This is a genomic window from Modestobacter sp. SSW1-42, from assembly GCF_046635825.1.
Classification (GTDB): Bacteria; Actinomycetota; Actinomycetes; order Mycobacteriales; family Geodermatophilaceae; genus Modestobacter.
The window spans coordinates 84,068-96,830 of sequence record NZ_JBISCA010000005.1; the positions used below are offsets into that span (position 1 = coordinate 84,068).

The 12,763-nt window shown below is 75.8% G+C and carries 13 protein-coding genes; 9 read left to right on the forward strand and 4 right to left on the reverse strand.

What is annotated here, in order from left to right; genetic code table 11:
• Positions 1-89 precede the first annotated feature (89 nt).
• Positions 90-1,514 (forward strand): amidase, encoded by a 1,425-nt coding sequence (locus ACGBYP_RS17705; RefSeq protein WP_411586190.1) that lies wholly within the window; start codon positions 90-92, stop codon positions 1,512-1,514.
• A gap of 13 nt (positions 1,515-1,527) precedes the next feature.
• Here the strand turns inward: ACGBYP_RS17705 and ACGBYP_RS17710 are convergent, their stop codons facing one another.
• Together ACGBYP_RS17710 and ACGBYP_RS17715 are read right to left on the reverse strand one after the other, a co-directional pair.
• Entirely contained in the window at positions 1,528-2,316 is a 789-nt protein-coding gene (locus tag ACGBYP_RS17710) for an SDR family NAD(P)-dependent oxidoreductase (protein WP_411586192.1), read from the reverse strand.
• A 32-nt stretch (positions 2,317-2,348) separates the two neighbouring features.
• Complete coding sequence (locus tag ACGBYP_RS17715) at positions 2,349-3,566, reverse strand: ROK family protein (RefSeq protein WP_411586194.1); 1,218 nt, start codon at positions 3,564-3,566, stop codon at positions 2,349-2,351.
• 110 nt (positions 3,567-3,676) lie between these two features.
• Here ACGBYP_RS17715 and ACGBYP_RS17720 point away from each other — a divergent pair, with 110 nt between their 5' ends.
• From ACGBYP_RS17720 to nagB, 8 genes are all read left to right on the forward strand, one after another.
• Complete coding sequence (locus ACGBYP_RS17720) at positions 3,677-4,414, forward strand: amino acid ABC transporter ATP-binding protein (RefSeq protein WP_411586195.1); 738 nt, start codon at positions 3,677-3,679, stop codon at positions 4,412-4,414.
• Positions 4,415-4,494: 80 nt separating this feature from the next.
• Entirely contained in the window at positions 4,495-5,457 is a 963-nt protein-coding gene (locus ACGBYP_RS17725) for a glutamate ABC transporter substrate-binding protein (protein WP_411586196.1), read from the forward strand.
• 92 nt (positions 5,458-5,549) lie between these two features.
• A complete protein-coding gene (locus ACGBYP_RS17730) occupies positions 5,550-6,194 on the forward strand; it encodes an amino acid ABC transporter permease (protein ID WP_411586197.1) in 645 nt (214 codons plus the stop codon).
• Complete coding sequence (locus ACGBYP_RS17735) at positions 6,191-7,066, forward strand: amino acid ABC transporter permease (protein WP_411586199.1); 876 nt, start codon at positions 6,191-6,193, stop codon at positions 7,064-7,066. The genes ACGBYP_RS17730 and ACGBYP_RS17735 overlap by 4 nt, the downstream gene beginning before the upstream one ends.
• Positions 7,059-8,042: an asparaginase gene (locus tag ACGBYP_RS17740; protein ID WP_411586201.1), complete on the forward strand. Its 984-nt coding sequence runs from the start codon at positions 7,059-7,061 to the stop codon at positions 8,040-8,042. The genes ACGBYP_RS17735 and ACGBYP_RS17740 overlap by 8 nt, the downstream gene beginning before the upstream one ends.
• A complete protein-coding gene (locus tag ACGBYP_RS17745; protein WP_411586203.1) occupies positions 8,039-8,743 on the forward strand; it encodes a copper homeostasis protein CutC in 705 nt (234 codons plus the stop codon). The genes ACGBYP_RS17740 and ACGBYP_RS17745 overlap by 4 nt, the downstream gene beginning before the upstream one ends.
• Positions 8,740-9,777 (forward strand): ROK family protein, encoded by a 1,038-nt coding sequence (locus ACGBYP_RS17750; protein ID WP_411586205.1) that lies wholly within the window; start codon positions 8,740-8,742, stop codon positions 9,775-9,777. Before ACGBYP_RS17745 ends, ACGBYP_RS17750 begins: the two co-directional genes overlap by 4 nt.
• Before the next feature lie 2 nt (positions 9,778-9,779).
• Positions 9,780-10,577, forward strand: coding sequence for a glucosamine-6-phosphate deaminase (gene nagB / locus ACGBYP_RS17755; protein WP_411586209.1), 798 nt, complete (start codon positions 9,780-9,782; stop codon positions 10,575-10,577).
• A gap of 18 nt (positions 10,578-10,595) precedes the next feature.
• Here nagB and ACGBYP_RS17760 read toward each other — a convergent pair whose 3' ends face one another.
• Positions 10,596-11,210: a TasA family protein gene (locus ACGBYP_RS17760; RefSeq protein ID WP_411586211.1), complete on the reverse strand. Its 615-nt coding sequence runs from the start codon at positions 11,208-11,210 to the stop codon at positions 10,596-10,598.
• Between the two features lie 134 nt (positions 11,211-11,344).
• Entirely contained in the window at positions 11,345-12,760 is a 1,416-nt protein-coding gene (locus ACGBYP_RS17765; RefSeq protein WP_411586212.1) for an amidase, read from the reverse strand.
• Positions 12,761-12,763 lie beyond the last annotated feature (3 nt).

The window sequence follows — 12,763 nt, forward strand, 5'->3', positions numbered from 1 at the left end:
CGTCGCCCCCACAGGGGATACCTCAGCGCTAAGGTGTCCCGGCGAGCCGCTCCGGGCCCGGCGCTGCCGACCGACCAGGGATGCCGACGATGACCTCAGTCCACGAAGACCTGTGCACCCGACCGGCGACCGAGCTGGCCGCCCTCCTCCGCGCCCGGCAGGTGTCCGCGCGTGAGCTGCTGGACGCCCACCTGGACCGGATCGAGCAGCTCGACCCCGGGCTCAACGCGATCGTGACGCTGGACGCCGACGGCGCCCGGGCGGCGGCCGACGCGGCCGACGCGGCGCTGGCGGCGGGTGAGGACGTCGGCCCGCTGCACGGCCTGCCCGTGGCCCACAAGGACACCCACGTGACCGGCGGGATGCGCACGACCTGGGGATCGCCGCTGCACCGGGACACCGTGCCCGCCCACGACGAGCTGGTCGTCGCCCGGCTCCGGGCCGCCGGCGCGATCCGGGTCGGCAAGACCAACGTCCCCGAGTTCGCGGCCGGCTCGCACACGTTCAACACCCTGTTCGGCGCGACGCACAACCCCTACCGCCACGGCCTCTCCGCCGGCGGCTCCTCCGGCGGGGCGGCGGCCGCGCTGGCCGCCGGGCTGGTGCCCCTCGCCGAGGGCGGCGACATGGGCGGGTCGCTGCGCAACCCGGCGGCGTTCTGCAACGTGGTCGGGCTGCGGCCCACGCCCGGCCGGGTGCCCTCCCACCCCGCGCCGGTCGGGTGGTCGCAGCTGCAGGTGCAGGGCCCGCTGGGCCGCACCGTGGCCGACGTGGCGCTGCAGCTGTCGGCCCTCGCCGGGCCCGACCGGCGGGTGCCGATCTCGCTGACCGACGACGGCGCCCCCTTCGCCGCGGCGCTGCCCGAGCGCCTGGACGGCCTGCGCATCGGCTGGGCGCCGGACCTGGGCGGCCGCATCCCCGTCAACCCGGCGATCACCGAGACCCTCAGCCGCTCGGTCCGGGTCTTCGAGGACCTCGGCGCCCGGGTGGAGGAGGCCTGCCCCGACCTGACCGACGCCCAGCAGGTGTTCGAGGTGCTGCGCAGCTGGCAGTTCGAGGCGACCTTCGGCGAGCGGGTGCGCCGCACGCCCGAGGCGTTCAAGGAGTCGATCCGCTGGAACGTCGAGGTCGGCGCGAAGCTGACCGGCGCCGACGTGGGGCGCGCCGAGCTCGCCCACACGAAGCTGTACGAGCGCGTCGTGGCCTGGTTCGACCAGTACGACGTCCTGCTCGCACCCACCACGCAGGTGCTGCCCTTCCCCGTCGAGGTCGAGTACCCGACCGAGGTCGCCGGCGTCCCCCAGGACGACTACCTGGGCTGGATGCGCTCCTGCACGATCATCACCCCGACCGGCTGCCCGGCGCTGTCGGTGCCCGGCGGCTTCACCGCCGACGGTCTGCCCGTGGGCCTGCAGGTCGTCGGCCCGCCGCGGGGCGACCGGCGGGTGCTGGAGGTCGGGCACGCGTTCGAGCAGGCCACCGGCCACGGACGGCGCCGCCCGCCGCTGGGGTGAGCACCGTCGCCGGTCAGCGGGCGGTCCACCCGCCGTCGACCACGAGCACCGTGCCGGTCACCAGCCGGGAGGCCGGGGTGGACAGGTAGACCACCGCCCCGGCGACGTCGGCGGGCGTGCCCAGCACCCCCAGCGGGATCCGGGCGAGGACCTCGTCGCGCAGCCCCGGGCCGTCGAGCAGCGGCGCGGTGCCGGGGGTGCGGACGAACGTCGGCGCGACCGTGTTGACGGTGATCCCGTGCTCGGCCCACTCCAGGGCCAGGACCTTGGCGAGCTGGTGGACGCCGCCCTTGCTGGCGCAGTAGACCGCGGCGTCGGGCAGCCCGACGAGACCGCCCTGCGAGCCGATCATCACGATCCGGCCCCCGCCGCGCGGGACCATGACCCGGGCGACGGCCTGGCTCGTGAAGAAGGTGCCCCGCAGGTTCACCGCCATCATCTCGTCGAAGTCGTGCTCGGTGACGTCGAGCGCGCGGTGGGCGGTGCCCAGCCCGGCGTTGTTGACCAGGACGTCGATCCGGCCGTGCCGCGCGACCACCTCCGCCACGGCCGCGCCGATCGACGCCACGTCCCGCACGTCGAGCAGCACCGAGGTCACCGGCAGCCCGCGGTCGGCGGCCTCGGCCTCGACCGCGGCGGCGTCCTGGGGCGTCCGCACGGTCGCCACGACCTCTCCCCCGGCCTCGGCCAGGTGGAAGGCCAGCGCCCGCCCGATCCCCCGGGTCGCCCCGGTGACCACGACGACCCGGCCGGTGAGGTCGAACCAGCCGCGCACCGGCACCTCCTCGGGCTCCTGGTCCATCCGTGCCTCCGCGGTCGTGGGGTCGGCCGGGGTCAGGACGCGGTGGCCGGGCCGGCGGTGCCCGAGCCGATCGCGGCGTTGACCCGGGTGGGTTCGAAGAGGTGCTCCAGCGCGAGGTGCGCCCCGCCGATCACCCCGGCCAGCGGCCCGGCGCGGGTCACGGTCACCTGCAGGGCGTCGGTGGCCAGCGGCAGGCACCGCTCGTAGACGACGGCGCGCAGGCCCGCGACGTAGGGCTCGGCCTGGCTCAGCAGACCGCCGAGGACCAATGTGTCCGGGTTGAAGAAGTTCAGCACGTTGGCCAGCACCTCACCGGTGGCCCGCCCGGCCGAGCGCAGCAGCTGGGCGGAGACCGGCTCGCCGTCGGCGGCCAGCCGGAGGACGTCCGCGGAGTCGGTGACCGGCAGACCGGCGGCGGCCGCGTCCCGGGCGAGGGCGGTGGCGCTGGCCACCGCGTCCAGGCAGCCGATCCGCCCGCACGAGCAGGGGACGTCGGAGTCGGTGCCGGCCGAGGCGTGGCTGATGTCGCCCGCGACTCCGCGCGCCCCGCGGTGCAGGTGCCCGTCGATGACCACGCCGCAGCCGATGCCCGACCCCGCCTTGAGGAAGACCAGGTGGCTGCCCGGCTCCGGGGTGGCCGCGTACTCACCCACCGCCATCAGGTTGGCGTCGTTCTCCACCAGCACCGGGACGTCGACGAGCCTGCCCAGCAGCGCGCGGACGTCGACGCCGTTCCAGCCGGGCATCCGCGCCGGCGTGACCACCCGGCCGGCCTGGGCGTCGACGGGACCCGGCACGCCGACCGTCACCGCGCGCAGCGGCGCCGGCTCGTCGAGGCCGTCGAGCATCTCGACCAGCTGGGCGTGCACCCAGCCCAGCACCGACTCGGGGCCGTCCTGCACGCGGATCGACGCCGAGCGCTCGACGAGCAGCCGGCCACCGAGGTCGAACAGGGCCAGCGCGGCGTGCGAGCCACCCAGGTCGGCCGCGGCCACCACCCCACCGGCAGTGCGCAGCCGCACCTGCCGCGGGCGGCGTCCCCCCTGGGACGCGCCCTCCCCGGCCTCCTCGAGGTAGCCATGGTCGAGCAGCGCCTGGACACGCGTCGCCGCGGTCGAGGGCGAGGTGCCGGTCAACCGGGCGATCTCCGACCGCGAGGAGACGTGCCCGCTCCGGACGAGCTGCAGGACCGCGCCGGGTGAGTCGGGGGACACCAGGCCGCTGGGCGTCCAGGGAGAGACGGTGGCCACAGCAGACTTTGTACCAGCTCTGTGAACTTTGCCCAGGCTTCCGTTGACATACTCCAGAAATTGGACTTATGTCTGCCTCCTGCGAGCGAGACGGTGAGGAGCGCCACACGATGCCAGCGATGATCACGGTCTCCGGGGTGAACAAGCACTTCGGCGACCTGCACGTGCTCCGCGACATCGACCTGGAGATCGCACCTCGTGAGGTCGTCGTGGTCGTGGGTCCCTCGGGCTCGGGCAAGTCGACGCTGTGCCGGTGCCTGAACCGGCTGGAGACGATCGACACCGGACGGATCGAGATCGACGGCCGGCCGCTGCCGGAGGAGGGCAGCGAGCTGGCCCGGCTCCGCTCCGAGGTCGGGATGGTCTTCCAGTCCTTCAACCTCTTCGGGCACCGCACGGTGCTGGACAACCTGATGCTCGCGCCGGTCGCCGTCCGCAAGCTGCCCAAGGCGGTCGCCCGCGACCGGGCGCTGGAACTGCTGGACCGGGTGGGGCTGTCCGGCAAGGCCGACGCGCTGCCCGCGCAGCTGTCCGGCGGTCAGCAGCAGCGGGCCGCCATCGCCCGGGCACTGGCCATGGAACCCAAGGTGATGCTCTTCGACGAGCCCACCTCCGCGCTGGACCCCGAGCTGGTCAGCGGCGTCCTCGACGTCATGGCCGGCCTCGCCGCCGAGGGGATGACCATGGTCGTGGTGACCCACGAGATGGGCTTCGCCCGCCGGGTCGCCGACCGGGTCGTCTTCATGGACGCCGGCGAGATCGTCGAGCAGTCGCCGCCCGCGGAGTTCTTCGCCGGCGCCCGCACCGAACGGGCCCGGTCCTTCCTGTCCACGGTGCTCGCGCACTGAGCCCGTACCCGGCAGCACCGCACCACCGCACGGCCCCCGCAGGACCCACGACCCCGCGCAGGCGGGACAGGAGGAACGCCATGTCGACGACCCGCTCCCGGTTGCGCCCCCGTGCGCTGGCCGGCTCCACCATCGGCGCCACCGTGCTCGCCCTGGCGCTCACCGGCTGCGGCGGGAGCTCGGAGTCCGCCTCCTCCGCGGTGCCCGGCGGCGCCCCGTCCTCGGCCCCGGCCACGGACTTCCTGGCCGACGCCCCCGTCGCCGACGCCGCCGCGATCCTCCCCGGCTCGACCATGGAGCGGATCAAGGAGCGCGGCGAGCTGGTCGTGGCCGAGGCTCTGGACGCCCCGCTGCTGTCGCAGCAGGACCCCGCGGACCCCGACCAGGTCACCGGCTTCGACGCCGACATGGCCAAGGCGCTGGCCACCTACATCCTCGGCGAGCCGAAGGTGAAGATCGTGCCGCCGGCGACCGAGACGCGGGAGGCGCTGCTGGCCAACGGCACCGTCGACGTCGTCTTCAACACGTACACGATCACCCCGGAGCGGGCCGAGCAGGTCGACTTCGCCGGGCCGTACTTCTCCTCCGGGCTGGCCATCGCGGTCAAGACCGGCACCACCGGCATCTCGACGGTGGCCGACCTCGACGGCAAGAAGGTGATCGTCGGGGCCAACACCCCCGCGGTGACCGCCGTGCCGGAGCAGGCGCCGAACGCCGAGATCATCACCTTCGGCACCGACCCGCAGGCGGTGCAGGCGCTGACCCAGGGCCGCGGCGACGCCTACGTCCAGGACATCACGCTGCTGGCCAGCAACGCGGTGAGCAACAAGGACATCACCGTCGTCGGCAGCCCCTTCACCGCGGAGCCCTACGGCATCGGCCTGCAGCACGACGACCCGCAGATGAAGCAGTTCGTCAACGACTGGCTCGAGCAGATCTACGCCGACGGCACCTGGGCGGAGATCTGGGAGAACTCGCTCGGCACCGTCGTCCAGGGCGACGCCCCGACGCCGCCGGAGATCGGCTCCGTCCCCGGTTCCTGACGCCTGCGCACGCCCCGGCCCGGTCGACCCGACCGGGCCGGGGGCACGTCCCCCCCCCCCACCGGACCCGCTCCCCCTGAGGAAGACCGCCCGTGGAAGCCCTGCTCGACAACGCCGGCCCGCTGCTGCAGGGCCTGCTGACCACGCTGTGGATCGCCGCGGTCTCCGGCGTCGGCGCCCTGGTGCTCGGCGTGCTCGTCGCCGCTGCCCGGGTCAGCCCGGTGCCCGTGCTGCGCGGCGTCGCCTTCGGCTACGTCCAGCTGTTCCTCAACGTGCCACTGCTGGCGCTCCTCGTGCTCTTCGTCTTCGCCCTGCCCGACGTCGGCCTGCTGATGCCGCTGACCACCACCGTCGTGGTCGTGCTGGTCGTCTACGAGGCCGCCTACGTCGCCGAGGCCGTGCGCAGCGGCGTGAACACCGTCTCCCTCGGCCAGGCCGAGGCCGCCCGCGCCCTGGGCCTGACCTTCCTGCAGAGCCTGCGGCTGGTGGTGCTGCCGCAGGCGGTGCGCGCCGTGGTCCAGCCGCTGGGCAACGTGCTGATCGCGCTGGTGATGAACACGGCGCTGGCCGCGGCGGTCGGCGTCGTGGAACTGACCTCGGCCACGAACAAGGTGAACCTGGTGGAAGCGCAGCCCATCCCGATCTTCGCCGGCGCCGGCGTCCTCTACATGCTGGTCGCGCTCACCATCGGCCTGCTCAGCGGCGTGGTCGAGCGCCGGGTGGCGATCGCCCGATGAGCGCCCGCCGCCCGCGCCGGGCCTCGACGGCGAGCGTCCTCTACGACGCCCCGGGCCCCCGCACCCGCCGCCGCATCGCGATCGCCTCCGTGGTCACCCTGCTGGTCGTCGCGGCGGCGCTGCTGCTCGCGCTGCGTGAGTTCGCCTCGCACGGGCAGCTGGACGCCGACCGCTGGGCGCCCTTCGCCAGCTGGCCGATCTGGTCCTACCTGCTCGTGGGCCTGCGCGGCACGCTGCTGGCGGCCGCCGTCACCGCCGTGCTGGCCGCCGCGGTCGGGGTCGTGCTGGCCCTGGGCCGGCTCAGCCGCGCACGGCTGGTGCGCTGGCCGGCCACCGCCTACATCGAGGTCGCCCGCTCGCTGCCGGTGCTGCTGCTGATCTACGTGACGCTGTTCGGCCTGCCGCGGTACGGCATCGACCTGCCGCTGCTGTGGAAGCTCGTCCTGCCGCTGACCGTGGCCAACTCCGCGGCGTTCGCCGAGATCTTCCGCGCCGGCATCCTCAGCCTGCCGCGCGGGCAGGACGAGGCCGCCCGGAGCCTGGGCATGAGCGGCGGGCAGTCGATGCGGCTGGTGGTGCTGCCGCAGGCGGTGCGCCGGGTCACCCCCTCGGTGGTCACCCAGCTGGTCAGCCTGCTCAAGGACACCTCGCTGGGCTACGTCGTCGCCTTCACCGAGCTGCTCTTCCGGGCGCAGGTGCTGGCCTCCTACAACCGCCTGCTGGTGCAGACCTTCCTGGTCGTCACCCTCCTGTACCTCGTCGTCAACGGGCTGCTGTCGGCCCTGGCCGGCCGGCTGCAGGACGCCAGCCGGCGCCGCACGCCGAGCACCCCCGACCTGCGGCTGACCGCTGCGAAGGAGATCCATGCCTGAGTACCCGTACGCCGAGCTCGCCGTCCTCGAGCGCAACGGCTTCCCGGAGAGCCGGCACCTGGGCACCCTGGTCGGCCTCGCCGCCGACGGCACCGTGGCGCTGCGACTGGGCGACGCCGACACCGCCGTCCTGCCGCGCTCCTCGACCAAGCCGTGGCAGGCGCTGGCCTGCCGGTCCGCCGGGCTGGAGCTGGGCACCGAGGCCACGGCCCTGTCGGCGGGCAGCCACACCGGCGAGGACCGGCACGTCGCCGTCGTCCGCGAGATCCTGGCCGCGGCCGGGCTGGACGAGTCCACGCTGGGCTGCCCGGTCGACTGGCCCGAGGACGAGCCCACCCGTGAGCGGCTGATCGCCGCCGGCGAGCAGCGCAGCCGGGTGCGGATGAACTGCTCCGGCAAGCACGCCGCGATGCTGGCCGCCACCGTGCACAACGGCTGGGACGTCGCCTCCTACCTCGACCCCACCCACCCGCTGCAGCAGCTGGTGGCCCGCACGGTGGCCGCGGCCAGCGGTGGTCCGGTCACCGCGACCGCGGTCGACGGCTGCGGCGCCCCGCTCTTCGGCACCACGGTGCTGGGGCTGGCCCGCGCCGTGCGGTCGATGGTGCTGAGCGAGCCCGGCAGCGACGCCCGCGCGGTGGCCGACGCGATGCGGGCCGCGCCGGAGTTCGTCGGCGGCACCGGCCACGTCAACACCCGGGTCATGCAGCTGCTGCCCGGCGTGCTGGCCAAGGGCGGCGCCGAGGGCGTGCTCGTGGCCGCGGCTGCCACCGGCCAGGCGGTGGCGATGAAGGTCGTCGACGGCTCACCGCGGGCCACCACGGTGCTGGCCCTGGCGGTGCTGCGCTCGCTGGGCGTCGACACCGCGCCGGCCGCGGCGCTGACCGAGGTGCCGGTGCTCGGCGGCGGGCGCCCCGTGGGCCGGCTCCGGCTGGGCGCCGACCTGCAGGCCGCCCTCGGGGACGCACCCGCGTGACCCTGGTCGAGATCTGCGTCGACGACGTCGCCGGGGCCCGGACCGCCGAGGCCGCGGGCGCGGACCGGGTCGAGCTCTGCGCCGACCTGCTCGAGGGCGGCATCACCCCCAGCATCGGCATGGTCGAGCGCACCCTGGCCGCGGTCACGCGGGTGGGCGTGCAGGTGCTCGTCCGGCCGCGGGGCGGGGACTTCCGGTACGACGCCGACGAGGTCGCGGTCATGCGCGCCGACGTCCGTGCCGTCCGCGCCCTGGGCGCCGGCGCCGGCGTGCCGGTCGGGTTCGTGCTGAGCGGGCTGACCGCCGACGGCCGGGTCGACCGTGCGGTGCTCGTCGCGCTGCTGGAGGAGTGCGGCGACGCGCCGACCACCTTCAGCAAGGCCTTCGACGAGGTGACCGACCGCCGGGCGGCGATGGACGAGCTCGCCGCGCTGGGCGTGCACCGGGTGCTGACCTCCGGTGGCGCCGCCACCGCGGCGGCCGGCGCGGCGGAGCTGCGGGCGCTCGCCGCCGACGGCCGGGTGACCGTGCTGGCCGGCGGGTCCGTGCGGTCGGGCACCGTCGGCGACCTGCTGGCGCGGACCGGCGTACCCGAGGTGCACCTGCGCGCCCCCGGTCCTGCCGACGGCCGCCCCCGCACGTCCCCGGCGGAGGTCGCCGCCGTCGTCGCCGCCGTCCGCGCCCACCGGGACGCCGCGTGACCGACGTGCCGACGGGCGACCTGATCGCGATCGCCGTCGACGTGGGCGGGACGACGGTCAAGGGCGCCCTGGTCGACACCGCCGGCCGGCCGCTGCACGAGGTGGCCGCACCGACCGCCCCCGCCGACGGCACGCCGGTCGCCGACGTGCTCAGCGCGGTGCTGGCCGGGCTGGCCGCACGGGCCGCGGGGTCCGGGCTGCACGTGGCGGGCGCCGGCGTGGTCACCCCCGGCACCGTGGACGAGGGCACCGGCCGGGTGGGGTTCGCCGCCAACCTGGGCTGGCGGGACTTCGACCTGCGCGGGCACCTGGAGCGGGCACTCCCGGTACCGGTCGCCGTCGGGCACGACGTACGGGCCGCGGGCGCCGCCGAGGCGCTGCTCGGCGCCGGGCGCGGCGCCGGCGACCTGGCCTTCGTCGCGCTGGGCACCGGCATCGCCGCGGCGCTCGTCACCGGCGGGGCCGTGGTGACCGGGGCGACCCGCGCGGCCGGCGAGATCGGGCACATGCCCGTCCACCCCGGCGGACGCCACTGCTCGTGCGGCCAGCAGGGCTGCCTGGAGGTGTACGCCTCGGGCTCGGCCGTGGCGCGCCGCTACGCCGAGCTGGGCGGGCGGCCGGGCAGCACGGCCGGCGACGTCGCCGCGGCGCTGGGCACCGACCCGGCCGCCGACCAGGCCTGGCACGAGGCCGTGCAGGCGCTCGCCCTGGCCTCGAGCACGCTGACCATGGCCCTGGACCCCGCGCTGCTGGTCTTCGGTGGCGGGCTGGGCCGGGCCGGGGAACGGCTGCTGGCGCCGCTGCGCCGGGAGCTGGGTGGGCTGCTCGCCTGGCGGGCCCCGCCCCGGCTCGCCGCCGCCGAGCTGGGCCAGGACGCCGGCCGGGTCGGCGCGGCCATGCTGGCCTACCGCGCCGCCGGGCAGGGTGCGGTCGTCGAGCGCTGGACCACCGCCGACGTGCTCGGCCGCCCGCCCGTGGTCGCCGAGCCCGGCACCGTCGTCCCGGCCGGCCGCCGGGTCCGAGAGGAGAGCTGACCGTGGAGGTCGTCCTGCTGCCCACCCCCGAGAACTGCGGGCGGGTGGTCGCCGACGCCCTGCAGGCGGCGCTGGCCCGGGCACGCGACCGGGGCACCCCGCCCGTGCTGGGCCTCGCGACCGGGTCGTCCCCGCTGCTGGCCTACCGGGAGCTGGTCCGCCGGCACACCGAGGAGGAGCTGTCCTTCGCCGACGTCACGGCCGTCCTGCTGGACGAGTACGTCGGGCTGCCCGTCGGCCACCCGGAGTCCTACCGGGAGGTGATCCGCCGCGAGCTCACCGATGCGGTGGGCATCGACCCGGCGCAGGTGCACGGCCCCGACGGCGCCGGCCCCGACCCGCTGGCTGCCGGGCCCGCCTACGAGGAGCTGCTGCGGGCGGCCGGGCCGGTCGCGGTGCAGCTGCTGGGCATCGGCACCAACGGGCACGTCGGGTTCAACGAACCCGGCTCCTCGCTGGCCAGCCGGACCCGGGTCAAGACGCTGACCGAGCAGACCCGCGCCGACAACGCACGGTTCTTCGGCGGCGACGTCGACGCCGTCCCCCGGCACGTGATCACCCAGGGCCTGGGCACGATCCTGGGCGCGCAGCACCTGGTGCTGGTGGCCACCGGCGAGGGGAAGGCCGCGCCGGTGGCCGCCGCCGTCGAGGGGCCGGTCACCGCGTCGGTGCCCGGGTCGGTGCTGCAGCTGCACCCGCGCGTCACCGTCGTCGTCGACGAGGCGGCCGGCAGCCGGCTGGCGCTGGCCGACCACCACCGGTACGTCCTCGAGCACAAGCTGGCCGACCAGGGCTGGTGACCCGGCGGCGCCCGCGGGTCAGCGGGCGGTGCTGGTGGCCTGGGTGCCGGTGGAGGTGACCGCCATCCGGCTGCGGGCACCCTGGAACGCGTCGCCGGCGGTCTGCGGCAGCGCGACCGAGACGGCCAGGTGGTCCACCCCGCCGACGGCCAGGCTGGCCGGGGCGGAGAGCGCCCGGCTGCCGGCGACCGGGCCGGCGGCCAGTGTGCGCTCGGCCCCGGCGCAGCTGTGGACCGGCGCCCCGCCGACCAGCGTCATCGACCACGCGACGTCGCAGGACCGCACGGTGAGCTGCAGGCCGTCGGTCGTGTCGGTGTCCAGCACGCTCGACGTGAGCGGGACGGCGGACAGCGAGATCGAGGCCATCGGCGCGCTGCCGTCGTTGCGCAGGTCGACCACGCGGGTCATCCGGTCGCCGGGGACGAAGCCGGCGACGTCGACCGGGTACGCGGAGCCACCGGCGTCGGCCAGGTCGATCGAGACCACGCCGGAGGAGACGGTGGCGGCCAGCGGGGCGGTGCTGTCGGTGAACGCCCCGAACGTGCCCGTGCCGGCCACCGCCGCGGCCGCGCCGACGACCGCGAGCACGCCCAGCAGCTCGCGGGTGCGCGTCCTGGCAGCAGTGGTGGTCATGTCCGCTCCTCGTGCTCGTCCCACCGCCGGTCCCCCCGGCGACGAGGACGACGCTGCCGCCGCCGCCGCACGACCGGCGCGAGCCATCCGCGAGAAGACCGCAGGACTCCCGCAGCTCGGGTGGCGTCCGCTGCTCACGCCGCCGGCGCGGGCTCCACGAGTCGCGGCACCCGCAGGTGCCAGTCGGTGAGCCGCTGGAGGGCGTCCCCGGCGCGCAGCACCGTCGACTCCTCGAAGGGGCGTCCGGCGATCTGCAGGCCCAGCGGCAGACCGCCGTCGGTGAAGCCCATCGGGACCGACAGCGCCGGGTTGCCGGTGGCGTTCCAGTAGCCGGCCCGCACCGTGGTGCCGCCGTCGTCCAGCCGGCTCCACCTCGACTGCACCAGCGGCGGGGCGCCCGCCGTCACGGTCGGGGTGACCACCAGGTCGACGACCTCGAAGAGCTCGGCGACGCGACGCATGCCGACGCGGCGGACCCGCTGGGCCTGCACGAAGTCGGTCGCGCTGTAGTACAGGCTCGCCGCGATCCGGCTGCGGGTCAGCCGGCCGTAGCGCGACCACTGCCGCTCGAAGTCCGGCTGGTGGTAGGTGGCGGCCTCGATGAACATGGTCATGACGTTGACCAGGTTCATCTCCGCCCACAGCGGCAGCCGCACGTCGACGACCTCGGCCCCGGCCGCACGCTGCGCCTCGACGGCGGCCGCGAAGACCCCGGGGACCGCGGGGTCGTCGCCCCGGGCCGGTGCCGCCGACATGTCGTCGACCCCGATCCGCAGCCCGGTCAGGTCGCCGGTCAGCGCGGCCGGGTAGTCGTCCACCGGCTCGCGGACGGAGCTGGGGTCGGAGTCGTCGGCGCCGGCGAGCACCGACAGCAGCAGTGCGCAGTCGGCCGCGCTGCGGGCCATCGGCCCGATGCGGTCCATGCTGTAGGCCAGCGGCACGCACCCGGACTTGGGCACCCGGCCGTAGGTGGGCATCAGCCCGGTGATGCCGCAGAACGCCGCCGGGATGCGGATGCTCCCGCCGGTGTCGGTGCCCAGGCCGGCGAGGAACTGCCCCGTCGCCACCCCGCTGCCGGTCCCCGAGCTCGACCCGCCCGGGTGGTGGCCGGCGTCCCAGGGGTTGCGCAGCTCGGGGAACGGGCTGCCCTCGTCGGACTCGCCGATGGCGAACTCGGCGGTGGTCGTCTTGCCCATCACGATCCCGCCGGCGCGGCGCAGCCGGGTGACCACGACGGCGTCCCGGCGGCCGTTCCACTCCGGGTCGTGCACCAGGCTCTGCGCCGTGGTCGGGCCCTCGGACGTGGTGATCAGGTCCTTGACGCCCAGCGGGACGCCGGTGAGCGGACCCACCGGGGCGCCCGAGGCGAGCAGGGCGTCGGCGGTGACCGCCGCGGCGCGGGCCTGGTCGACGTAGCGGTCCAGGAAGGTGCCGAACCGGGTGTCGTGCCGGTCGGCGGCGGCGATCGCCTGCTCCACCAGCTCGGTGCTGGACACCTCCCCGGCGCGGAGCGCGGCCGCGGCGGCGGTGACGGTGCGCGGTGCGTCCACGAC